Genomic DNA, 24,787 nt, shown 5'->3' on the forward strand with positions numbered 1-24,787 from the left:
CATGAGCCTCATTTCTAAACAAGATTTTATCAAAGCAGCAGGATTGCAGAAATTCGGATTTATTAAAAGTCCGATTGCTTCTACCATTATGGAACTTACCAAGTTGAATGATGTCAATAGATTGTATGACAGCATAAAACACCACGATGGAGTAGCTTTTTTTGATGCTTTTCTCAAAAAATTAGAAATCCAATACGTAGCCTTCGAAGAAGATTTGGCTAAAATCCCAAAAACAGGACCTTTCATTTTGGTAGCCAATCATCCTCTAGGAGCGATTGATGGCATCCTGATGTGTAAAATCCTTACAGAAATTAGACCTGATTTTAAAATCATGGGCAATTTTCTTTTGCAGAAAATAGAGCCTATGAAAGATTATGTAATTCCGGTAAATCCTTTTGAAACCAGAAAAGAGGCATACAGCAGTATTTCTGGAATGCGTGAGACCTTGAAACACCTTCAGGAAGGCGGTTGTGTCGGTATTTTTCCTGCGGGAGAAGTGTCGAATCGTAATAATATTTTTGATGAGGTTTTGGATAAAGAATGGGAAATTCCAGCACTTAAATTAATAAAAAAAGCAAAGGTTCCTGTGGTTCCGATGTATTTTCATACCAAGAATTCGAGCAAGTTTTATAGCATTGCCAAAATTCATGCAGATTTACAAACGCTCTTGCTTCCGTCTGAAATGATGAAGAAAAGAGACAAGCCCATTAGAATCAGAATAGGAAAGCCTGTTTCGCCAAAAATCCAAGAAGAATATGAATCGGTGAAAGAATTAGGCGATTTCTTGAGAAAGAAAGTCTACATGATGAAGTCTTACTATGAAAGGAGAAAATCTATTGCGGAGCTCTTTAAACTGTCTAATTTGCCGATTAAATTTCCGCTGAAGTCTGGACAAGAAGTGATTCAGAATATCATAGACGAAACACCTCATGAAGACATTCTAAAAGATTTAGAAAATCTTAAAAAGAAAGATAAACTCTTATTCTCCAACTCTAATTACGAAGTGTATTTCACCGAATATGACGAAATTCCTTCGATGATGAGAGAAATCGGAAGACAGCGTGAGTTAACCTTCCGAGCAATAGGAGAGGGAACCAACCTGCCTTTTGATTTAGATGAGTATGATAAGCATTACCATCATCTTATTCTTTGGGATAATAGTGCTCAAAAAATTGCGGGAGCTTATAGAATGGCATTAGGTGCTCAAGTCATGAAGAAATTTGGAATTAGCGGCTTTTATACCAGCTCATTATTTGAGTTTGACCAAGAAATACAACCTTTCTTTAGAAAAGTGATAGAAATGGGGCGTGCTTATGTGAATTTAGAATATCAGCAAAAACCATTACCACTATTCTTGTTGTGGAGAGGAATTGTGCATGTTTGCCTCAAAAATCCTGAACATAAATTCTTAATGGGTGGAGTAAGCATCAGTAATAAATTCTCAGATTTTTCTAAGTCTTTGATGATTGAATTTATGCGTTCGCATTATTATGATTCTGTGGTGGCGCAATACGTGCATCCTAAAAACGATTTTAAGGTAAAACTTAAGGTAAAGGAAAAACACCTCTTTTTCGAAGGTTTAGACAATGATTTGAACAAGTTTGATAAACTTATCGATGATTTAGAGCCAGAAATGAGAATGCCGGTTTTAATAAAAAAATACATCAAACAAAATGCTAAGGTTATCGCATTTAATGTAGACCCTAATTTCAATGATGCGATAGACGGACTCATGTATATCAGAATAAGCGACCTTCCAGAAAGTACAATTAAGCCCGTTTTAGAAGAAATGAGTGAACAATTAAAAGAAAGTTAAAAATAATGAACTTGAAAATCAATTGTTTTAGTATTTAGTTGAAATTTAAAGAGCAAATATTTGCATGGTATACAAAAAGTGTTTAATTTTGCACAACTTAAAAACTAAGACAAAAGAAAATTGGTTTCTTAGCTCAGTTGGTAGAGCAACGGACTGAAAATCCGTGTGTCCCTGGTTCGATTCCTGGAGAAACCACATACATTTTTCAATTTGCCCTTAAATTTTTAAAAATTTAAGGGTTTTTATTGAAAGTTTGTTTTAAATCATTTAGGTTTCTTAGCTCAGTTGGTAGAGCAACGGACTGAAAATCCGTGTGTCCCTGGTTCGATTCCTGGAGAAACCACAAACCGCTTCTTTCGAGAGGCGGTTTTTGTTTTTTATATGTTTTTCAAGTAATTATTTAAAATTCAATTTATTCTGACTCCCCAATTTGGATATAGCATAGGTGGTTCATAGATACTCCGTAGATAGCTCATGAAGAGTGCATGAAAAGTATATTTTAAATGCGAGTTACTTTCATGTAAAATTGAAACGGTTATTTTTCCATTTCAGAAATCATAAAAATCAATTTGGCTTTAGCCAAAACAGAATAAAAAAGACTTTCATTATTGAAGGTCTTTCTTTTTTAGTTTTGAACAAATTTCCTTAATTTCACATCGTAAAACTCACAGTTCACTGCGAAGTAAATTCACCATTGACATTAGACACTTCCATAGAATTTTTAAAAGGAATTGGTACAGAACGTGCCAAACTGATTGCTAATGTATTAGATATTAGAACGGTGGAAGATTTTTTGCATTTTTTTCCGATAAGATATTTAGATAAATCGAAAGTCTATAAAATTGCAGACATCAAGGAAGATAATTTAGAAATTCAACTTAAAGGAAGAATTACAGAATTACAGGAAATCACTTATGCTAAAGGGAAAAAACGACTTTCGGGGAAGTTTACAGACGGGACAGGAACACTAGATGTAGTTTGGTTTCAGTATTCTAATTGGATGAAAGAACAGATTCCCGTAAACCGAGAAATCTATATTTTTGGGAGAGTTCAGGAGTTTAATCACACTTTCTCCATGCCGCATCCAGAAATTGAATTAGAAGACAAAAAATCGGCAGAAGAAAGACTCAGACCTATTTATCCCAGTTCAGAAAAATTGACGAAAAGAGGATTGAACCAGAAATTTTTTCAAACGGTTCAAGCCAACATCATTTCGCAGATTCCTCAGTTGATAGAAGAGAATTTGCCAGTTTCCCTCATGAAATCTCTGAAATTGATGAGTCGTCAACAAGCGTATCTCAACATTCATTTTCCACAAAATGCAGATTTTGCCAAACATGCAGACAGAAGATTGAAATTTGAAGAAGCGTTCTTTTTCCAGTTGGGTTACGGTCTCAAAAAAAATTACAACAAAAGTTTTACCATTGGGAATCCTTTTCCGATAGTAGGCGAAAATTTCAATAATTTCTACGAAAATTTCCTTCCTTTTGAATTGACCAATGCTCAAAAAAGAGTGCTGAAAGAAATCAGAAATGATTTGAAAAAGCCTATCCAAATGAACCGATTATTGCAAGGAGATGTAGGTTCTGGTAAAACGATGGTGGCACTTTTGGCGATGCTTTTGGCGATGGATAATGGTTTCCAAAGTTGTATGATGGCGCCTACAGAAATTTTGGCAACGCAGCATTTTAATTCGATTGCAGATTTATTGAAGGAAACAGATGTCAAAGTAAGATTACTCACCGGTTCTACCAAAACCGTCGAAAGAAAAATCATTCATGAAGAATTATTAAACGGTGAACTTTCGATTTTAGTAGGAACTCATGCGGTTTTAGAAGACATTGTTCGGTTCAAAAATTTAGGATTGGCGATTATTGATGAACAGCATAGATTTGGAGTAGCGCAACGTGCGAAACTTTGGGCTAAAAATAAAATTGCACCGCATATTTTGGTAATGACGGCAACTCCAATTCCCAGAACTCTAGCAATGAGTTATTACTCAGATTTAGATGTTTCGGTAATTGATGAAATGCCTGTTGGTAGAAAACCCATTATCACAGCTCATAGAAGAGAAAAAGATAGAAATTCTGTTTATGGTTTTGCCAAAGAAGAAATTGCCAAAGGCAGACAAGTGTATTTTGTATATCCATTAATTGAAGAATCTGAAACGCTAGATTATAAAAATTTGATGGAAGGTTTTGAGCATATTTCAGAAATTTTTCCGCTTCCAGATTATAATGCCACCATGCTTCACGGGAAAATGAAACCCGATGAAAAAGATGCAGCCATGAATTATTTTGCCAAAGGAAAAGCAGATATTATGGTCGCAACTACCGTAATAGAAGTAGGCGTAAATGTTCCAAATGCTTCGGTAATGGTGATAGAAAGTGCTGAAAGATTTGGTCTTTCACAGTTGCACCAGCTTCGTGGTAGAGTAGGAAGAGGCGCAGAACAAAGCTATTGTATTCTGATGACGGGCGATAAACTTTCCACAGAATCCAGAAAACGCATCAAAACCATGTGCGAAACCAATGACGGTTTTAAAATTTCTGAAGTAGACATGCAATTGCGCGGTCCTGGAGATATTCTGGGAACTCAACAAAGCGGAATGGTAGATTTTAAACGCCTAGACTTGGTAAATGATGGTAATATCATAAAAGCAGCAAAAGAAACCGTAGAACATTTGCTAAAAATAGATGGAAATCTACAGCTTCCTGAGCATCAAAGCCTTAGAAATTACTACGTTAAGCAGTACAAAGGCAAAAATAAATGGGGTAAAATCTCTTAATTTTTTAACCAAAACTTAATAAAAATACCGATGAAATTTTCATCGGTATTTTCTATTATTTTTTAAAATTAATCATCATCTTCATCATAATCATGATGTTCTCTTTTTACGTGATGATGTTTAGAATGTTCTTCATGTTCATAATATTCACGCTCATCATTACTGTTTTCGGTGTAATATTGTGAGTTTTGTGCATAACTCTGGATAGAATTACTTTCTGTATTCACAGTAGTATTAGTCTCAGTTTGTCTACTGCTAGAAGCCAAACTGGTTCCATCTACATTGCTTCTGTTTTTAGTCAATTTCACAATGAGATTCATTGGTGATTTTTCAGAATTTTTGTCAGGGTAGAGCAGCGATTCCCATTCATCTTCTTCCTCATTTTCTCTTTCATTACCTCTTTCATTTACAGGTAAACCGAAAGCAAGGTAGAATAAAATCATCGGTACGCCTAACCAAATTATAGAGAAGATTTTATGAAAAGCATTTGTTTTTGAAGCATCTGCTTGTACGTTTTTGTATCCTGTGAAGATAGAACCCAAAGTTCCTGTTTTTCTGTGAAAAATAGTGTCAGCAAATATTCCTGCTAAATGTGCAAATACAAGAATTAAGAATAGTTTTGCACCAATTTCGTGGCCTTCTTCTACCATTTCTTCAGTAAAAGTAAATCCTAAAAAATGTGCAGATTCTGTAGCCCATAAATAACCTGTAAATGCTGTGAAAATTCCTAAAAACATCATAGAAAACATCACTAAAGATGCTAAAGGATTATGACCTACATACGTTTGATTTTTAGAGAAATAATTTTTAATGAAATCTATTTGTTTAGAAATTCCCATTGGGAAATCTTCAAAATTAGAATATTTTGGACCGATAATTCCGTAAAGAATTCTGAAAAATAAAATTCCACCAACTAATGCTCCAAAAGCATAGTGGTAATTCATTTGCCATTCATTTTCGCCGGTGATATAGGCTACGGTAAATCCTATGGCTAAAAGCCAGTGCGAGATTCTGGTCGTCAAAGACCAAGTTTTTGTTTTCATTTTCTTAAATTTTAATGTAATATGAATGTGAGGAGTATCTTTTTCTTTTTGAAAAAAGATAAAGTTGATGTAAATCAAAAAATTACATTAAAATTTCTGGTGGTTGAAAAATAGAATAATGAAACTCAGAAATGAAATCGTTTTTATAAATGAAAAAGTTCTTATTTTCTATAAATAATCTCTTGGGAGTTTCGATTTTTAAAACATTAAGTGATTCTACTACAAAAACGATGGTAGAAAATTGAGTGAAATCTATTTGTTTGAAAGGAAGTTTCTGATCTTGAGCATAATCATTATCCATAACATTTCCACTGAAATAGTGGTGGTTAAGAAAATTAACCAATGAAAATTCACCATTTTCTATCCTATGTTTTACAATATGCTCTACCAAATTAGGCAACTTGAAAACTTGTCTAAATTCTTGAAAGGAAAATAGATAAACAGAAATGAATAATATGGAAATAAATTTTTTCAACTCAGTATTTTAGATACAAAAATTAGGCTAAAGTTAAATTTTATCAAAAATAAAGTGATTCATTTTCACTTTAGCCATTAATTTTATGATTATCCTATAACGGAAACGCCAATTAATTTACCGATTCCGAAAGTGATTGCTGCAGCCAATAATCCGAAAATAACTTGTCTGAAACCTGAATACCAAATGCTCTTTCCTGTGAAAAGTGTAATGGCAGAACCGATTAAAAACAAGCCAACAGAACTAGAGATAGCACTTGCAATAATTGCGGGAGTTCCTCCTAAAAAGAAAAACGGGAACAGTGGTAAAATGGCTCCAATTGCAAATAATACAAAAGAAGAAATCGCTGCTTCCATAGCAGAACCTTTCAGTTCTTCGGAGTTGATTCCTAATTCTTCTTTTACCAAAAATTGATGTGCAGAATTTTTGTCATTCATGAGTTCTATTGCCATTTGTGCGGCTTGATCAGCAGGAATTCCTTTCGCTCTGTAAATCAATTCTATTTCTTTTAATTCTCCTTCAGGGTTTACTTCTAATTCATCCATTTCCAAAGACATCTGGTTTTCGTATAATTCTTTGGAACTCTGTACGGAAATCCATTCTCCTAATGCCATAGACAATGAACCTGCTAAAAGCCCAGCTAAACCTGCGAGCAGTACTTCTTTTTGTCCGCTACTTGCTCCTGCAACTCCCATAATTAATGAAAAGTTGGAAATTAAACCGTCATTTCCTCCTAAAACAGCTGCTCTAAGTGCGTTTCCGCCAACAGAACGATGTCTTTTTTCAAAACGAGAAAGTGCATTTCCGCCGATTTTAGGATTATTTTGAAGAATATTTTCTAAAATTTTCACGTGGGCAGTATCCGAAATAGATGCTTGAGTTTTTGTATTAACTCTGGCTTTTCCGATAGAGCTGGAAAGTGATTTTTCGGTATCCATTAAAACACCTAAAACATAATCATAACCTAAAATTCCTCCAATTTTTTTAAGAATTTTTGCTCTTGTAGAAGGTTTCGGCATGTCTTTTTCCGTGAGTCCTACTTTCTGTAAAAATGCTACTGCGTGAGATTTTTCGATGGCAGACATTTGTGAGAAAATCTCTTTTACATTTTGGTTTTCTTCTTTCTCTGCTAATAAACCGTACAGAAAAGAAGCATCTACTTCGGTTTGGATGTTTTTTAAGTTCATTTTGTGATGGTTATTTAAAGGTTATAGCAAATGTAAGATTATGTGCTGATAAACCTTCACTTCTTTTATAAAAACTATATCTGAAATCTACACTTTTAAAAATCTTAGATTCTAAAGGTAAATAATGAAGATTTAACCCAATGTTTTGGCTATTAAAACTAGATAAATCATAGTCTGAAGAATAATATTTTTCGCCAGGATTGTGTTGTCCGTAAGGTTTAAAATAATCATTGCTGGTCTGATGATGATATCTATAAAAAGGACTTAATGAAACAAATGGCGAAATTTTTATCGGGATTTCTAATTGTGCAGTATGTGCTTTGATTCCCCAATCATCAAAGAAATATCGATAATAGGTTCTGAAAATAAATGTTTCGCCCAAGAAATAATTGAGTCTCATTCCTAATGGGATTTTCATTCTTTGCATAGGCAATTTTTCGCTGGAAACCGTATTATTGGTAAAATAAACTCTGTTATAAGGAATAGAAAGTAAACCATCTTGAAATGCAAAATCTGCCAACAATGAAACTTGTAATCTTGGATTGATAATTTGAGAATAGGCAAAATTTACACTATAAGAATTTTTATTCCAAAGTTTATAATTATCATCGCCTCCTTCATGTTCGTCTTCGTCATCGTCAGCTATTTTGTTGTTTACTCCTGTATTAACTGGTCTAAGTTCTACTGGTAAAATTTCTAGTCTTTGGTCAAAAAATGCCATTGCTTTTACACTGAACTCAGCATTATTATCTTGAGACGCTTTTACAAAAGAAAGTTCACCACCAATGGATTGATAGTCAAATTCTCGGGAATAGTAAGCTCCAATTCCATAAGTAGTATTTCGTTCTAAATTTTTAGCAAAATAATTAATAGAAGGATAAATTCTCCAACCTACAAATTTAGAAGAAGCACCAGTAACTCCGCTAGTTCCACTAGAAGCAGCAGTTTTGGCACTTATTTTTCCAGAATATATATTGGTAGGGGAACCATCTGGAACATTATTAATTAATTTGGTAGAAGCAGAAGTGTGATGGTCTACTGCTACAGCAACGTCTAGTCTATGTTCATATTTTTGACTGTTTTTAAGTAATCTTACCTGTATAGAATTAGAAATATTGGTCAAAGCTTCATCACCTTTTCCCCCGCCAATAGAAGAGTGGTCACCTTCCTGAGTGTAATATCCTGATACAAAGTTAATTTCGTCAATTTTCAGTTTTCTCGCTTCGTAAAGTGAGTCTTTTTCTTGTGCTTTTGATTTTCCAAAGAAACCAAAAGTGATGGCTAGTAAAAATACGGATACTATGCTTTTTTTCATCGTTAATGATTATATAGATTCGTAATTTACTTAGTTGCAACCGCAACCGCCACCGTTTTTCCCACCATCTGCACCAGAAGCTGCTTCTCTGTATAAAAGAAAATTATTTTCTGTTTTTGCAGATTTTTTGGTAGAAAGTTGCATTTCACTATCGTTCACATAGTTTTTTTCGTATTCTTTTACAGAAACGCAGTTTTGCACCATTATCGAGACGAAGAATAGTGCAAAAAATACTTTAATAGAGTTCATTTTTATATGATTTTGATGTTTTCTGAGTAATAAATATTGTTATCATCATCTATGATGATGCATTCTATATCTTTCATTTGATTAATCAAAGAAAGTCCAGCTTTTATGCCCATAATCGAAATAGGTGTTGCGAAAGCATCAGAAATTTCTGCGTTTGGACTAATTACTGTTACGCTTTTAATTCCGTGAATAGGAAATCCTGTTTTTGGGTCTATGGTATGCGAATATTTTTTGCCATCAATCATCACGAATTTTTCATAATTTCCAGATGTTGCGATGGCTAAATCTGTTACTTCAAGCGTAGAAAATGGCATTCCCGAAAAATCAGGATGTGCAATTCCTATGGTCCAAGATTTTCCGTTTTCGGGGATTCCCCAACAAGATAAATCTCCTGAAGCATTGATGATTCCTGCTTTTACACCAAGACTTTTTAGTAGATTTTTGGCTTTTTCTGCAGCATAGCCTTTTCCAATGCCCCCAAAACCAATTCTCATTCCTTTGTTTTTGAGGAAAACAGTTTTGTGCTCTGCGTCTAGTTCTATGTTTCTGTAATCAATTAAAGCGATGCTTTTTTTAGCCAAATCTTCATCTGGAAGCGAAGTCATTTCGGTGTCAAAATTCCAAAAACGCTTATCAATAGAGCCGTAAGTAATATCAAAAGCTCCCTGAGTAATTTTAGAAATTTTCTTAGACCTTGCGATAATCGAAAAAGTTTCATCACTCACTTTTACAGGTTTTATTCCTGCATTTTCATTGATGAGATTGGTTTCGCTGGTAGATTGATAAGTAGAGAGTAATGCTTCTATTCTAGAAATTTCTTCTACCGCTTTTTTTAGAAAAAAATCTGCTTCTGCATCTGTTTTGGCTTCTACAGTAATTTCAAACCGATTTCCCATCAAAAGTTGGGTCAGTTTTTTTTGCATATTATTTACCAGTAGATTGATTAATTTCTTGAATCATCGTATTTACAGTCGCATTATCAAAACCTTCCCAAGTTTTTAGAATTTTGCCATTAGCATTCAATAAGACCATTTTAGGAAAAACGCCTTGTTTATTGTAAATGTCTGCTAATTCTTTATTTCTTGTAATGATATTGGCACTTAATTTCCCTTTTTTTCTAGGGAAATCTGCTTCTATATAGACTAGATTTTTAGAAATATACTCTTGGAAAATAGGGTCATCAATCACTTTTTTTTGCAGCTTAATACATGGAATGCACCAATCTGAGCCTGAAAATTTGAGTAGAATACTTTTGTTTTCCTGTTGAGCAGCGTCTTTAATTTGCTGAAACTTGCTAAATTTTTCTTGTGAAAAAACGAATAGGCTGAAGAGTAGTAATATGCTGAATATTACCTTTTTAGTTCTCATTTATTTAAATTTTTAATTGTAACGTTGTAAATTGTGTAATTATTATAAAAATGTTTTAGAAAATATTTATTCTTCTACATTTTTAAGTCCCATCAATAGATAATAAGCTCCTTTGGTTACAAATTTCTTGTTTTTAGCCTTTTCGTCAAGGTTCAAAATTTCTGTTCTACCATTTTCCGAATTTCCTATCGTTACAGGAAACATTTTATAGGTTTTTGGTTGTATTTCTTCAAAAATATATTGTTTGCCTTCCCAAGTAACTACTGCATCGTCTGGAACAGTATTGCCTGTTTCAGTTTTAGTTTCTACTCCGGCATTCATGTAAGTTCCGGGAATTAAACTCTTGTCATATTCTATAAAATGACAGTGAATAATCACTGATTTGTCTGGTTGAAAATCTCTACCGATTAAAATAACATTAGCTGCGTATTTTTTATCAGGATTTTGATTGGTATAGGCAAAAACTCTTTGGTTCAAAGCAATTTTATTTAAATCTTTTTCAAAAACCTTTAATGCAAGATGAATATCATCCGTGTTTACTACGTCAAAAAGTCTTTCTGTAGGCGAAACATATTGTCCCATTTTCACATTTACACTAGAAATATAACCAGAAACTGGTGATGTAACGGCTACACTTCTTTTGATATTTCCAGCGTTCAAATTATTTGGATTTATTCCAAGAGCTCTCAGTTTTTCGGCCATTCCTCTCATCAAAATATTTTGATTTTGAGCTTCAGTTTGGGCTAGTTGCATCGCTTTATCTGATGCGGCTTTGCTTTGATTTAATTCACTTTGTCTAGCATAATCTTTTTGTGCGTAACCTAAATTAGATTTTGCCAAAAGATAATCCTGCTGCAACTGAACAATCTGTGGATCTTCTAAAACAGCTAAGGTTTCGCCTTTATCTACGTGCATTCCTGGCATATGACGAATAAAACGCACATAACCACCACTTGGTGCAGAAACGCTTGCTAAATTCTGTGGCGGCACATCTACAGCTCCGTTGAGGATAATTTTTGCTGAAATATCTTCGTATCCTAAATTTCCTATTTCTATACCCGCATTTTTGATTTGGTTATCGTTTAGTGTAATTTGGTTTTCAGCGGCTACTACTTCAAATTCTTCTTTGGCAGTTTCTTCTTTTTTGCCACAAGAAAAGAGTAGAAGCGTTATCGTTATAATTGAAATTATTTTTTTCATTTTTGATTCATTTTTTGCTTAAAAAAAATTAAAATTTTCATTTGATTAAGGATTATTCTCCTCCAATCATTTTAGAAACAATTCCTTTTTTGTTGGTCAATTCGGCAATGGTAATTCCTACAAAATGAAGGACGATGAATCCAGGCATCCAATAAATGGCTAGTTTGTGAATTTCTTCGGCTTTTTCTAGAATATTTTCTCCTGCTAATTCAAATTTTAGCATCATACCTGTTGCTGCTTCTACAGCCACTAAAAAGTAGAAAATAAAATAAATAGTCCCTTGGAATTTGTCTTTTCCAGAAGCCGTTTTAGAAAAAGGATTAGGAAATTTAATGCCTTTTACCAGCATATAAATTATCCTTAAAACAAAAGCAAAAACGAGTACATAAGCAAAGTTAACGTGCCACTCAAACATTGGATTGATAATGGATTTTGCAATAGCACGAACGCTTTCTTCTGGTAATTCTAAACCTTTAGCAGTAAGTTCGTTATTGATAGCAGCAGAAATGGTTTTTCTACCCATCCAATACATTCTTAAAAATCCAGTGGCTAATAATACGAACATTGAAATTGCGATAACCCAATGTATAATTCTATGTGTTGCGGTAAATTTTTTCATCTTTTAATTAATTATCGCTTTTCAGCGCGTTGATTTCTATAATAATATCATTGAGTTCTTTTAATCGATCTGTGTATTTGTTTTCAATTTCAAATGCTTGATTCACTAAAAGAGTCCATTCTAAATAATTGATTTCTCCGGTATAATACTGGTTATTGGCAGTTTTTAAGATGCTTTCGCTGTTTGCCAAACCTGTTTTCTGATAGTAAGAAATCTCATTCGTTAGTTTTTGATAAAGATTAAAGTTCTGTGTGTATTGATTTTTTAGTTTCAATGAACCCAGTTGATAATTATTTTCAGCGATTTGTTGGTTGATTTTCTGAGCTTCAATCACTGATTTCTGAGCTGAATTAAAAACAGGTAAACCTATTCCGACCATTCCAGAGTGAAATCTTGCAGAACGTTCATAAAATTTATCATCTGCACCATTTCCGTACATCGACATATTGTTGTATCCAATGTTAAAACTAGGAGTAAGCTTAGATTTTTCAGCTAAAAGTTTAGCGTTTTGAATGTTTTTTTCTTGTTCTAATTGTTTCAAAATAATTGGATTTCCAGAGAAATTTTCGCCAAGATTGTTAATATCTAAAACAGTATATTTTTCTTTATCATTTTGGTAAAAAGTTCCGTCATTGATTAGGAAATTAAATTTCTGTAAAGCAATTTCTCTGTCTTTTTCGAGTGCATTGAGTTGCAGTTCTGCTTGACTTCTCAAGTTTTCGGCAGTCGCTTTTTCTAAGAGATTGCTTTCTCCTTTTTTCAGTCTGAGTTCTGCTCTTTTGTAGTACTGAGAAAAGATGCTGTCTGCTTTTGTGAGCAGTTTTTTCTTCTCGTCTAGATATTTTAACTCATTGTAAATCAAAGAAATTTCTTTTTTGATTTGCCATTTATGAACATCCAATTGTAGCGTAGAATTTTTATATTCTTCTGCTAAAACTTTCTTCTGACTGTTGTAAAATTTTGGCAATCTAATCGTTTGAGAAACCGAAAATTTATTGTCAACATAAGCTGAATTCATTTGCCCGATTTCTCCAGATATCATCAATGGATCAATAACTGTAGCAGAACGTTGCATTTTTTCTTGGTATTGTACCTTTAATGTTCCGTCTTTGATGTATAAGTTATTGTTCAGGGCTTTATTGATAGCACTTTCTAACGAAATAGGAGTTTGTGAAAATCCTAATCCAAAAATTAGAAAAGTGAATATTTTTAAAAATTTATCTTTCATTTTATTTGATTTATTTTTTACCACAGAGGTCACAGAGAAATTATTAGAGTTCACGGTGTTCTCCTTGAAATTCTTTGTGTCTCTGTGTTTAGATTTATAGTTGGTATCCATCTTCAGTATCTTCTATTTCTTGCAATTTTCTATTTTTTTCAGGGAAATGTGCCTCAAACCAAATGTACATTACAGGTAATAGATAAAGTGTAAGGTAAGTGGCTAATAATAAGCCACCAATTACAACTGTAGCGAGAGGTCTCTGAACTTCTGCACCTTCACCTGTAGAAATTGCCATTGGCAAAAATCCTAAAGATGCAACAAATGCAGTCATTAAAACGGGTCTTAATCTGGTTTTACCACCAATGATTACTGCAGTTTTTAAATCTGGTTGTATTGTTTTTTGGCGGTTAAATTCCGAAATAAGAACGATGCCATTTAAAACCGCAACCCCAAATAATGCGATGAAACCTACTCCCGCAGAAATACTGAAATTCATATCTCTTAACCAGAGTGAGAGGATTCCTCCAATCGCGGAAAGTGGAATGGCAGAGAAGATGAGCAATCCGTATTTTACGGAATTAAATGCAAAATATAGCATCAATAAAATTAAAAATAAACTCACCGGAACGGCTATTGCTAAACGTGATTTCGCTTGTTGAAGATTTTCAAAAGTTCCACCATATTTTATGGAATAACCAGCAGGAAGTTTCAGTTGTTTTTCTACATTTTGTTGTAAATCTTCTACCGTAGATTGTATATCTCGGTTTCTAACATTGAAGCCAACAATAATTCTTCGCTGAGCATTTTCACGCTGAATTTGGTTGATGCTTTCCTTTAATTCCACATTTGCAACTGTACTGAGTGGAATTTCAATTCCAGAAGGAGTAGAGATGAGTAGATTATTGACATCGTCTACATTTTTTCTTTGGTTTCCGTCTAAACGAACCACCAAATCAAATTTCTTTTCTCCTTCAAATACAGAGCCTGTAGCTTGTCCCGCGAAAGCGGTATTCACGATATTATTTACATCACTTACATTAAGTCCAAACTGTGACATGGCTTCACGTTTGTAAGTAATTACAATCTGTGGCATTCCTGAAACGGGCTCTACATAAATGTTTTGTGCGCCTTCAATTTTTTTAGAAATTTGACCTAACTTTTCAGCATAAACTTTTAAGGTGTCAAGATTTTCTCCAAAAATTTTACAAACTACGTCTTGTCTTGCTCCTGTCATTAATTCGTTAAATCTCATTGCAACAGGATATTGGAAAGAGTAAGTCACGCCAATCATATTTTTCTTCAATTCGGCGGACATTTTTTCTGAAAGTTCATCATAAGTTGTTGCAGAAGTCCATTCAGCACGAGGTTTTAAGATAATCATCATATCACTCGCGTCAATTGGCATTGGATCGGTTGGGATTTCGGAACTTCCTGTTTTTCCTACAATTTTTTCAATTTCTGGGAATTTTTTCATCAAAATCTGTGATGACTTTTGAACAGCATCTGTAGAAGTTTTCAGATTACTGCCTGGTAAAACTCTGGTGTCTACTGCGAAATCTCCTTCAGGAAGACTAGGAATAAATTCTCCACCTAATCTGGTCATTATAAAGACTGCAAAGAAAAATACAGCAACAATTCCGAAGAATATTAAATTAGGAATTTTTAAAACTCTTTCTAATGATTTATCGTAGTTTTTCTCAATTTTTTCAATCATTTTATCCGAAATGGTCTTCTTATTGTCAATTTTTTTAGACAAAACAAGAGAGCTCATCATCGGGATATAGGTTAAAGAAAGAATAAATGCTCCCAATAATGCAAAAATTACAGTTTGCGCCATCGGAATAAACATTTTGCCTTCTACGCCTTCCAAAGTGAGAATTGGTAAGTAAACGATAAGGATAATGATTTGTCCAAACACCGCCGAATTCATCATTTTGCTGGAAGAAGTATAGACTTCGTCATCCATCATGGTTTGAGAAATGCTTTGATTTTGATAGATTTTCAAGTGTTGTAATCTATGCAAAACCGCTTCTACAATAATGACGGCTCCATCTACAATTAACCCGAAATCTAATGCGCCTAGACTCATTAAATTCCCTGAAACTCCAAAAATATTCATCATAATGATGGCAAAAAGCATGGAGAGCGGAATAACAGAAGCTACCAAAAATCCAGCACGCAGATTCCCTAGGAATAACACCAATACGAAAACTACAATTAATGCCCCTTCTAAAAGGTTTTTCTCTACCGTTCCGATGGCATTATTTACCATTTTGGTTCGGTCTAAGAATGCATCAATTTTTACGCCTTCTGGTAAAGTTTTCTGGATTTCTTCTATTCTTGTTTTTACTTTTTTAATGACTTCGTTTGAGTTTTCTCCTTTCATCATCATCACCACGGCTCCTGCAACTTCTCCTTGTCCGTTGTAAGTCATTGCGCCGTATCTGATGGCTTTTCCGTATTGTACGGTTCCAATATTTTTAATCAAAATTGGAGTTCCGTCTTCTAAATTTTTAACTACAGTGTTCTCAATATCTGTAATTTTTCCCATTAATCCTTCGGTTCTGATAAAAAGAACACTCGGACCTTTTTCTATATAAGCGCCACCAGTATTTTGATTGTTCTTTTGTAATGCATCAAAAACTTCGGTCATGGTTACACCCATAGATTTCAGTTGAGATGGATTTACAGCAACTTCATATTGCTTTAAATCTCCACCAAAACTCGCTACATCTGCAACTCCTTCAGTTCCTAATAATTGTCTACGAACAATCCAATCTTGAATGGTTCTGAGTTGCATCGCATTGTAGCGGTGTTCATAACCTTTTTTTGGGCGAACTACATATTGATAAATTTCTCCTAAACCTGTAGAAATGGGTGCCATAGAAGGCGTTCCCAAACTGGTAGGAATATCTTTAGAAACTTGCTGAAGCCTTTCTGCAACTTGTTGACGTGCCCAATGTAAATCTACTTCATCTTTAAAAACAATAGTAATTACAGAAAGCCCGAAACGCGAAAAACTACGCATTTGTTTAATTCCTGCAATGTTATTATTGGCTTGTTCTAGCGGAAAAGTGATGAATCTTTCTACATCTGGTGCTCCCAAACTTGGGGAAACGGTAATAATCTGTACCTGATTGTCTGTAATATCAGGTACCGCATCGATAGGTAATTTTCTTACCTCAAATATTCCATAAATGATTAATCCAAGCGTGAATAAAGCGATAATCAGTTTATTCTTGATGGAAAATTCTATGATTTTGTTAAGCATTTTAATTTAATTTATAGAGTGAAACGTCTCAAAACCAAATAGTAATGAGTTTTCTATACCAATAAATTAAATCAGCTCTGGCGGTTGAAAAAATGAAAGTAAATGTGGATTGATAAAACTTTCAGCGTAATGAAAGTTCTCGTTTTTTTCTTCAAAAAACTTTTTAGTTTGAGCTAAATTTAACTCAAAAGTTTTAGGTAAGTCTTGGATAGCAAAGCTAACGGAAGAAATTTCATGGGCTTTAAAAGGCAGTTTCATATCTTTTTCATAATCACTGTCTTTTTGGCTTCCACTTAAATAATGAAGCGCGATAAACCCAATAATACTGATGTTTTTATTTTCAGATTTATGTTCCTGATAATGTTCGACTAATGCAGGAATTTTCAATACTTCTTTTACCTCAGTAAAACTAAAGAGGTAAATTGTTAAGAGAAATATTGAAAAATGTCTTTTCATCTGAATATTTCACAAAGTTAGTAAAAAAATTAATAGAGAATGTCTATGAAGTGTTAAAGATAAGATAATTTATGCATTCCATTCCATCAAATAATCATCCATCACGAAGCCATTTCCAATGTCAAAAACGCCCTCTTCATAGACTTTGAAGCCTTGAGAAAGATAAAAATGATAAGATGGATTTTGCTTATTTACGGCAAGGATAATTCTTTGGTCACCTACTTCTAAAATTTGATTTTTTAGAAATTGAATGGCTTCTTTTCCTAGACCTTTTCCTTTTCCTTCTTCGGTAATGTAGATTCTATGGAGTTTAGTAGTGTTTTCTTCATAATGATTTTCGAAGCCCATAATTCCATAGAAATTTTCTGCATCACCCAAAAGATAATAATGATAATTGGGATTATTAAATTGACGGGTGATTTCTTCTTCCGAATACATTAAATCCAGCATAAAATCTATTTGTTCATGAGAAATGATTCCCGGATAGTGACTTCTCCAAGATTTTTCTGCTAAATCTTGAATTAAAGGAATGTCTTTTATGGTAGCTTTTGTAATCATAAAAAAAGAACTTACACAAAGGTAAGTTCTTAATATTGAAATTTAAAATTTATAAAATTAAATTTTTGCCATTTCTGCTTTTATTTTGGCTTGTAAACCTTCAGAAGCAACAACTAGAGGCAATCTTAAGTAGTTTTTGATGATTCCTTTCTCTGCTAAAACGGTTTTAATTCCACAAGGATTTCCTTCAGCAAAAATAAGTCTGGTAATTTCTACCAATTTGTTATGAATTTCATAAGCTTCTTTTACTTTTCCTTCGAAAGCAAGTTGTACCATTGTAGAAAATTCCTTAGGATAACCTTGTCCAATTACAGAAATTACACCGTCTCCACCAGCTAAAGTTACTGGAAGTGTATATTCATCATCTCCAGAAACTAAAGAGAAATTTGTAGGTTTTTTTCTTAAAATGTCAAAATATTGTAAGATGTTTGGTGCAGCTTCTTTAATCATAAAAAGATTAGGGAATTCATTCGCTAAACGCAATGTGGTAGAAGCCTCTATGTTTTGACCAGTTCTTCCTGGAACGTTATAAATAATAATTTGTTTTCCCGTAGAAGCTAGCATTTTGTAATGTTGATAAAGTCCTTCTTGATTGGGTTTGTTATAGTAAGGAGATACCGATAAAACTGCATCGAAATCAGTTAAATCTGCTTCTTCAATTTGTTTTTTAACTTCTAGAGTATTGTTTCCACCGATTCCTAAAACCAATGGTAAACGTTTATTATTAATCTTTATAACGTGTTTTATAACTTCTTGTTTTTCTGTTGCAGAAAGAGTAGCAGCTTCTGCTGTGGTTCCTAGAACTACTAAATAATTGGTGCCATTTTCGATGTTGTATTCTACTAATCTCGTTAGCGAGTCAAAATCTACTGATAAATCTTCGTTGAAAGGTGTTACTAATGCTACACCTACTCCTTTTAAGTTACTCATTGTTAAATTGTGTTATAAAAATTAATTTGTTCAAAATTAGTGAAAAATTTTTTTTCAGGAGCAAGAAGTTTACTAATTCTCATCACTTTTGGTCCCGCTTTTCGCTGCAATCTTTTAAAATTTTTTCACTCAGGTTTCATAAAATGAAAAAACCTGAAAATTTTAAAAGGATTTCCGCTTCAAAACGAGGCACGAGTTTCGCCGATTCCTTTAAAAATATAAAAAATACAAAGAGGCAATCGGGGCTATTTTTCACTCAAATTTCTTCGGTTCACGCCCGCCAAAAAATCTATTCATAATAACAGATAATCAATTATATTTGCATTACAATTTTTATAAAATCATGAAAAATAATATTTGGTTGTTGGCCATCGTTGCGCTCACTGCTTCTGCATGCAGAACTCCGCTTCAAGTGGCTCAAGTTCAACCGCAGAAAAATACTTCTATTACTTCTGAAATTGCAGAAAATCAGAATTTTGTATCCGTTATCGCTCCATATAAAGCAGAGTTGGAGAAAAAAATGAATTCTAAAATTTCTTACACTTCTGTAGACCTTAATAAATCGGGAGACAATTCTAATTTAGGGAACCTTTTGGCAGATTTTACTTATGAAGGAGCGGAAGAATGGGGAGAAAAAAATGATATTGATGTAGATGCTGCGGTAATTAACATCGGGGGAATTCGTTCTACGATTGGTGCAGGAGATATTTTGACCAAACATGTTTTCGAAGTTATGCCTTTTGAAAATGAAGTGGTAATTGTAAAAATGAAAGGGAGTGATTTAAGAGGTTTATTTCAATATTATCTAGAAACACAAAAAAATAACCCTGTTTCTCATCTTTACATCGAAACAGAAAACGGTAAAATCAATCAAGCCTTAATCGATGGCGAAAATGTAGAAGATGATAAGGTGTATTACATCGCTACATCTGATTATCTTGCTTTAGGTGGTGATAATATGAAGTTTTTCAGCAAAGGAGAATTGATTTCTACAGGAATTAAATTAAGAGATTTATTTTTAGAATATTTCAAGAAAAATCCAGAAGTAAAAGCTAATAAAGATATTCGTTTACATTTTAAAGGGAAAAACTAATGAACAGAAAAGAATTTTTAAAAACAGTAGGAGGCGGAACATTAGCACTTTCTTTAGCGCCAAATTTAGTTTTTGCCAGTCAAAAAAGTATTCTAGATAAAAATGCGGCTTATAAATTAACCGTTTTACATACCAATGACCAACACAGTAGAATAGAACCATTTGATTCTAGTTATTCTAGAAATCCTAATCAGGGAGGTTTTGCAAGACGTGCTACTTTAATTCAGCAGATTAGAAGCCAAGAAAAAAATGTTCTTTTGCTTGATGCAGGAGATATTTTTCAAGGAACACCATATTTTAATTTTTATGGAGGTGAATTAGAGTTCAAATTAATGTCTATGATGGGTTATGATGCTGCAACTATGGGAAATCATGATTTCGATAATGGTTTAGATGGTTTTTTGAAGGCTTTACCGAATGCTAAATTCCCTTTTATCACTTCTAATTACGATTTCAGCAATACCATTCTTGATGGAAAAACCGAAAAATATAAAATCTTCAAAAAAGATGGAATTAAAGTTGGTCTTTTCGGAGTGGGAATAGAGTTAGATGGATTGGTGGGCAAGAAACAATACCAGGAAACTAAATATTTGAATCCAGTAGAAATTGCACAGCATTATGCAGATTTTCTGAGAAAAGAAAAAGGTTGTGATTTGGTAATTTGTCTATCACATATTGGTTATGATTACCGAGATGATGCGGATAAAATTTCTGATAAAAAATTAGCAGCTCAGACAGATAATATTGATTTAATTTTAGGAGGTCACACTCATACTTTTTTACCAGAACCACAATCTTTTACCAATAAAAGTGGCAAAAACGTTTTGGTGAATCAAGTAGGTTGGGCAGGATTGCTTTTAGGAAGAATAGATTTTTATTTTGACAAAAATAAGAGCTTACAAAATATTTCATGGAATAATCAAGTTATAGATGATAGGATTTTAGGTTAAAAATTGATGATGAAAAAAAATATATTAGTCTTTTTACTGCTTTTATCGTATTTTTCAGTGTTTTCGCAAAGCACCAATAGTAAGTGGAGCGATTTGTTCTCTTACAATAATGTTTTGGCTTTCAAAGAAAAAGACGGTAAAATCATTGCAGCAACCGAAAATGGAGTTTTTTATTACAACACCATTTCAGGTGAAATTACCAAACTTTCTAAAGCTAATGGTTTGCACGAAGTGAAAATTTCGGCTTTTGACTATGACGCAGCTACTAATACAGCTATTATAGGTTATAAATCTGGTAATTTAGATGTGGTAACTGCAGATGGTGTAACGAATGTGGTAGATATTCCGCTTTCTCAAAGCTACACAGGAAGTAAAACGATTAATAATATTTCTATCAATGGAGACAAAGCCGTGATTTCTGTAGGTTATGGCGTTTCTATTTTTAACATTACCAAAAAAGAATTTGGGGATACTTGTTTCTTTTTTAATGGTACTTCTTACGAAAAGGTTTTAGAAGCCACCATAAAAGACAATACGGTTTATGCAGTTACAGAAAATAGCCTTAAATATCATCCTATAGATGTAACTTTTTCGGTGTACAGCAATTGGAATTCCGCAGCAGGAAATTATACACAAATAGATTCTAAAGCAACTTTGGTATTATCTAATAACAATACAGTGTATTATGGTAATGTGGGAAGTTTAAGTTCAATTCCGCAAAGTTTTACCAAAATTAAAGACATTAAGATTACCGATTCCCAAATTATTGTTGCAGACCAAACCAAAGTATACGCGTATACACTTACAGGAACTTTGCAAAAAACAATTGATATCGCAGAAGAAGTTAATACGGCTTTTGTTGTAAACAATCAAATTTATACAGGAACTAAACTTTCAGGAATTTATGATGAGTCTAAAAACTCCTATAAACCAGATGGTCCATATTCTAACATTTCGTATAAAATTAGTCTTTTAGATAATCAACTGTGGGTTTCTACGGGAGGAAGAGATGGTTATAATGGTCCATTTTATACAAGTTTAGGGTATTATCATTTTGATGGTAATAAATGGAATTATCCTAATTATTTTAAAATCTCTCCTTTCGTTTGGAATATTTTAGATGTAGTTCCTAATCCTTCTAAACCTTCCGAAGTTTTCTTTACTAACTATTCTTGGATACAAGGGCAAAAAGGGATTTATAAAATGGATAATAATGTTTTTATAAAAGCTTATAATCAAACGGACGCTAATAGTCTTTATAATAGACCTGCAGGTTGTGTTTTTGATGAAAATAATCAACTTTTTTGTTCCGTTGGACTTTTGCAAAATCAGAAATATACAGAAGGTGTCTATGTTTATGATAAATCTACCGATCAGTTTGTTATTAATTCATTAATTTCTGCGGGTAGTATGCAGAAGCCACTTGTAAAAGAAGGCAAATTATTTATTCCATCTCCTTACTATAATCCAGGAGGTTTGATTATTTCTGATTATAAAAATACACCACTTAGTTTTTCAGATGATAAAACCATACTGATTAATTCAAAAAATGGATTGGCAGCTTCTGGAACTGTTTCAGCAGCGATAGATAAAAATGATGACATTTGGATAGGAACTAGATTAGGTCTTAGAATTTTACCAAACGCTTCTAATGCAATTAATAATACTGATAATAAAGCAGAGCCTATTGTTATTACTCAAAACGGAATCCCAGAAGAACTTTTTAAAGATTTGGTGATTCTTCAAGTAGAAGTAGATTCAGGGAATCAAAAATGGGTTTCTGTAGAAGGAGGAGGCGTGTTTTACCTCAGTTCTAATGGCGAAAATACCATTTCTCATTTTACAAAAGTAAATTCACCATTACCAAGTGATGTAGTGACAGATATAAAAGTTGACCCTAAAACCGGAAAAGTCTATTTTGTAACCTTTGATGGAATTGTGGTGTATCAAGGAGATGTAATCAATGTTTCTAGCGATTTTTCTGAGATAAAAGTTTATCCAAATCCAGTCGTTACAAGTCAATACAGAGGAAATGTAAAAATTACAGGACTTGCTGAAAAAACTAATATTAGAATTACAGATGCAGCAGGAAACGTAGTGCATCAAGCAGTAGCTAGAGGAGGTTATTACGAATGGAATCTCAATAATCAAAAAGGCATAAGAGTAGCTTCGGGAATTTATTTTGTCTTAATGACCAATGAAGATGGAACCGATAAAGCTACCGCAAAAATTGCAGTGGTGAATTAATGGATAAAAACACGGGATTTTTACTCTCATACATTAAATACGGAGATTATGATGCTATTCTGCATTGTTATACATTAGAAAGCGGTTTTCAGTCGTTTTTCATGAGAGGAATATATTCTGCTAAAAACAAAAAGAAAGCCTTTCTTTCGCCGCTTAATGAGCTGGGAATTACCTTTTCAAGTCATCACGGCAACCTTTCAACGATTAAAAAGGTAGAACTGAATGAGAAGTTACCAGATGAGGTAAATGTTCATCAGAACGCGGTGATTTTTTTTCTTTCGGATTTTCTCAATCAAATTTTGAAGAACGAAAGTCAGCACGTTGCTCTTTATCAAGAAATTAAATTTTTCAAACAGAAAATTTTAGAGAAAAAGATGCATGCGCATTACTTTTTTCTGATTAGGATGCTTCAGTTTTTTGGTATTTCTCCATTGGTATCCGAAGAAAAATTTTTAAATATTGAAAAGGGAGTTTTTCAAGAAGAAATTACTCAAAAAGAAATGGATGAAGAACTGTCTTCCCTCTGGAAGAAAATTTTAGATGAAGAGATAGACGAAGCTTTTATTATTGAAAAAAAATACAGAAAACCTTTATTAGATTCTATTTTGCAGTATTATAAAATGCATTTTCCAGAATTTTATTCGCCTAAATCTTTACCTGTAATTTTAGAAGTATTCGAATAATGAGTTGTCCTAAAAAAGGTTGACTAAAAACTACTTAATATGTCAACAAAAAAGAAAATTTCAAAAATTCCAATTGCCCCACAAATTTATAGCGAAGCATTTAAACGTCAAGTTGTAAGTGAATTTGAGAGGGGTTTATTTACAAAAGCAGAACTTCGAAGACGTTACAATATTCTAGGCAATAGTTGTCTACCAAGATGGTTAAAAAAATATGGTAAATTTACCTATGAAGATAAATTAACTATTGGTCGTCCTATGAAAGATCCTCAACAACAGCGTATAAAAGAGCTAGAAGCTCAATTAGCAAAAAAAGAAGAAGAATTAAAAGTATTTAAACGATTTATTGAAATAGCTGAACGTGAGCTTAAAATTGATATTGTAAAAAAGTCTGGTTCCAAACAGTCGAAGAAATAAATGTAAATAGTTCATTGACTATTTATGAGTTATGCGAACTGTTTGGATACACAAAACAAGCATTTTACAAGCGAAAGAAAAACGTTAGAACACCTAAATACAACTCAGAATTATTACGAAGTTTAGTCGTTACTATTCGTAAGCAATTACCCCGAACAGGTGGCAAGAAACTTTATGTAATGTTACAAGATGAATTTACAAAACATCATATATCAATTGGTCGAGATAATTTCTTAGATTTTTTAAAAGCAGAACATTTACAAGTACCTAAAGTTCGAAGATATTACAAAACAACAAACTCACGACATTGGATGAAACGCTATCCAAATTTAATTAGCAATTTAGTACTTAACAGACCTGAGCAAGTTTGGGTTGCTGATATAACTTATTTACGAACAAAAGAGAAAACATACTATTTGCATTTACTCACTGATGCTTGTTCCAAGAAAATCGTTGGTTATCAACTGTCAGATAATTTAATGAGTTCAACTACAGTAAAAGCTTTAGAAATGGCTTTGATTAACAGGGAAACAAAAAATCAACTCATTCACCATTCTGATAGAGGTTTACAATATTGTAGTAAAGAGTATACCGAATTGTTAAAGAAAAACAATATTTTAATTAGTATGACGCAAGAATACGATCCATATGAAAATGCAGTAGCAGAAAGAGTAAATGGAATTTTAAAAGAAGAATTTGGTTTACATGAAATATTTGAAAACTATCAAAATTTAAACAAACAAGTTACACAAGCCATAACTTTATACAACAATTTTAGAATACATATGTCAATTAATATGATAACTCCAAACCAAGCACATCAACAAAAAATAATACATTTAAAACAATGGAAAAAAATAAATCGTAACAGAATTAATTCTGCTACGATTTAACTATATTTGA

General features: G+C 33.0%; 21 protein-coding genes and 2 tRNA genes. 9 read left to right on the plus strand and 14 right to left on the minus strand.

All coding sequences use genetic code 11. The annotated features are described in order from the left end of the window. Window position 1 precedes the first annotated feature (1 nt). The 4 genes from KKQ79_RS01070 to recG all read left to right on the plus strand — a co-directional run bounded on the left by KKQ79_RS01070 (window position 2) and on the right by recG (window position 4,604). Window positions 2-1,816, plus strand: coding sequence for a bifunctional lysophospholipid acyltransferase family protein/GNAT family N-acetyltransferase (locus tag KKQ79_RS01070; RefSeq protein ID WP_213188588.1), 1,815 nt, complete (start codon window positions 2-4; stop codon window positions 1,814-1,816). 122 nt (window positions 1,817-1,938) lie between these two features. Continuing rightward, window positions 1,939-2,011: transfer RNA gene (locus KKQ79_RS01075), tRNA-Phe, on the plus strand. A gap of 75 nt (window positions 2,012-2,086) precedes the next feature. After that, window positions 2,087-2,159 (plus strand) — tRNA-Phe (locus tag KKQ79_RS01080). A 351-nt stretch (window positions 2,160-2,510) separates the two neighbouring features. Then, complete coding sequence (recG, locus tag KKQ79_RS01085) at window positions 2,511-4,604, plus strand: ATP-dependent DNA helicase RecG (RefSeq protein WP_213188589.1); 2,094 nt, start codon at window positions 2,511-2,513, stop codon at window positions 4,602-4,604. Between the two features lie 68 nt (window positions 4,605-4,672). On the opposite strand, the gene KKQ79_RS01090 is transcribed toward recG, so the two are convergent. The 14 genes from KKQ79_RS01090 to dapA form a co-directional block, all read right to left on the minus strand. Beyond that, window positions 4,673-5,647 (minus strand): cytochrome b/b6 domain-containing protein, encoded by a 975-nt coding sequence (locus tag KKQ79_RS01090; protein ID WP_213188590.1) that lies wholly within the window; start codon window positions 5,645-5,647, stop codon window positions 4,673-4,675. A gap of 82 nt (window positions 5,648-5,729) precedes the next feature. Then, a complete protein-coding gene (locus KKQ79_RS01095) occupies window positions 5,730-6,122 on the minus strand; it encodes a hypothetical protein (protein ID WP_104793347.1) in 393 nt (130 codons plus the stop codon). Window positions 6,123-6,211: 89 nt separating this feature from the next. Further along, window positions 6,212-7,309 carry a VIT1/CCC1 transporter family protein gene (locus KKQ79_RS01100; protein ID WP_213188591.1) on the minus strand — a complete coding sequence of 366 codons (1,098 nt, stop codon included), beginning with the start codon at window positions 7,307-7,309 and terminating at the stop codon, window positions 6,212-6,214. A 10-nt stretch (window positions 7,310-7,319) separates the two neighbouring features. After that, window positions 7,320-8,624: a DUF3570 domain-containing protein gene (locus KKQ79_RS01105; protein ID WP_213188592.1), complete on the minus strand. Its 1,305-nt coding sequence runs from the start codon at window positions 8,622-8,624 to the stop codon at window positions 7,320-7,322. Between the two features lie 30 nt (window positions 8,625-8,654). Then, on the minus strand, window positions 8,655-8,873 hold the full coding sequence (locus KKQ79_RS01110) for a DUF4266 domain-containing protein (protein ID WP_104793350.1): 219 nt from the start codon (window positions 8,871-8,873) through the stop codon (window positions 8,655-8,657). A gap of 2 nt (window positions 8,874-8,875) precedes the next feature. Further along, on the minus strand, window positions 8,876-9,796 hold the full coding sequence (locus tag KKQ79_RS01115) for an FAD:protein FMN transferase (RefSeq protein ID WP_213188593.1): 921 nt from the start codon (window positions 9,794-9,796) through the stop codon (window positions 8,876-8,878). Between the two features lies 1 nt (window position 9,797). Next, window positions 9,798-10,241 carry a thioredoxin family protein gene (locus KKQ79_RS01120; RefSeq protein WP_213188594.1) on the minus strand — a complete coding sequence of 148 codons (444 nt, stop codon included), beginning with the start codon at window positions 10,239-10,241 and terminating at the stop codon, window positions 9,798-9,800. A 66-nt stretch (window positions 10,242-10,307) separates the two neighbouring features. Next, window positions 10,308-11,441 carry an efflux RND transporter periplasmic adaptor subunit gene (locus tag KKQ79_RS01125; RefSeq protein ID WP_213188595.1) on the minus strand — a complete coding sequence of 378 codons (1,134 nt, stop codon included), beginning with the start codon at window positions 11,439-11,441 and terminating at the stop codon, window positions 10,308-10,310. 52 nt (window positions 11,442-11,493) lie between these two features. Beyond that, window positions 11,494-12,060 carry a cytochrome b/b6 domain-containing protein gene (locus tag KKQ79_RS01130; protein ID WP_213188596.1) on the minus strand — a complete coding sequence of 189 codons (567 nt, stop codon included), beginning with the start codon at window positions 12,058-12,060 and terminating at the stop codon, window positions 11,494-11,496. A gap of 7 nt (window positions 12,061-12,067) precedes the next feature. Beyond that, window positions 12,068-13,288 (minus strand): TolC family protein, encoded by a 1,221-nt coding sequence (locus tag KKQ79_RS01135; protein ID WP_213188597.1) that lies wholly within the window; start codon window positions 13,286-13,288, stop codon window positions 12,068-12,070. Window positions 13,289-13,382: 94 nt separating this feature from the next. Next, window positions 13,383-16,553 (minus strand): efflux RND transporter permease subunit, encoded by a 3,171-nt coding sequence (locus KKQ79_RS01140; protein ID WP_213188598.1) that lies wholly within the window; start codon window positions 16,551-16,553, stop codon window positions 13,383-13,385. A gap of 66 nt (window positions 16,554-16,619) precedes the next feature. Continuing rightward, the gene (locus tag KKQ79_RS01145) at window positions 16,620-17,009 is read right to left on the minus strand and encodes a hypothetical protein (RefSeq protein ID WP_213188599.1); all 390 of its coding nucleotides are present in this window, start codon (window positions 17,007-17,009) and stop codon (window positions 16,620-16,622) included. A 69-nt stretch (window positions 17,010-17,078) separates the two neighbouring features. Then, a complete protein-coding gene (locus KKQ79_RS01150) occupies window positions 17,079-17,567 on the minus strand; it encodes a GNAT family N-acetyltransferase (RefSeq protein WP_213188600.1) in 489 nt (162 codons plus the stop codon). Window positions 17,568-17,624: 57 nt separating this feature from the next. Next, window positions 17,625-18,497, minus strand: coding sequence for a 4-hydroxy-tetrahydrodipicolinate synthase (gene dapA, locus KKQ79_RS01155; protein WP_213188601.1), 873 nt, complete (start codon window positions 18,495-18,497; stop codon window positions 17,625-17,627). 343 nt (window positions 18,498-18,840) lie between these two features. On the opposite strand from dapA, the gene KKQ79_RS01160 reads away from it, so the two are divergent. From KKQ79_RS01160 to KKQ79_RS01180, 5 genes are all read left to right on the plus strand, one after another. Next, window positions 18,841-19,590 carry a 5'-nucleotidase C-terminal domain-containing protein gene (locus tag KKQ79_RS01160; RefSeq protein WP_213188602.1) on the plus strand — a complete coding sequence of 250 codons (750 nt, stop codon included), beginning with the start codon at window positions 18,841-18,843 and terminating at the stop codon, window positions 19,588-19,590. Then, the gene (locus tag KKQ79_RS01165; protein ID WP_213188603.1) at window positions 19,590-20,540 is read left to right on the plus strand and encodes a bifunctional metallophosphatase/5'-nucleotidase; all 951 of its coding nucleotides are present in this window, start codon (window positions 19,590-19,592) and stop codon (window positions 20,538-20,540) included. Before KKQ79_RS01160 ends, KKQ79_RS01165 begins: the two co-directional genes overlap by 1 nt. 9 nt (window positions 20,541-20,549) lie before the next feature. Then, the gene (gene porZ, locus KKQ79_RS01170; RefSeq protein WP_213188604.1) at window positions 20,550-22,787 is read left to right on the plus strand and encodes a type IX secretion system anionic LPS delivery protein PorZ; all 2,238 of its coding nucleotides are present in this window, start codon (window positions 20,550-20,552) and stop codon (window positions 22,785-22,787) included. Beyond that, complete coding sequence (gene recO / locus KKQ79_RS01175) at window positions 22,787-23,470, plus strand: DNA repair protein RecO (RefSeq protein ID WP_213188605.1); 684 nt, start codon at window positions 22,787-22,789, stop codon at window positions 23,468-23,470. Before porZ ends, recO begins: the two co-directional genes overlap by 1 nt. Window positions 23,471-23,509: 39 nt before the next feature. Continuing rightward, window positions 23,510-24,777 (plus strand): IS3 family transposase gene (locus KKQ79_RS01180; protein ID WP_213188606.1). Its coding sequence is split into 2 segments (ribosomal slippage): window positions 23,510-23,849 and window positions 23,849-24,777, totalling 1,269 coding nucleotides; the frame shifts between segments, so codons are not numbered across the junction. Window positions 24,778-24,787: the final 10 nt, after the last annotated feature.

Source organism: Cloacibacterium caeni (assembly GCF_907163125.1).
Taxonomy (GTDB): Bacteria; Bacteroidota; Bacteroidia; order Flavobacteriales; family Weeksellaceae; genus Cloacibacterium; species Cloacibacterium caeni_B.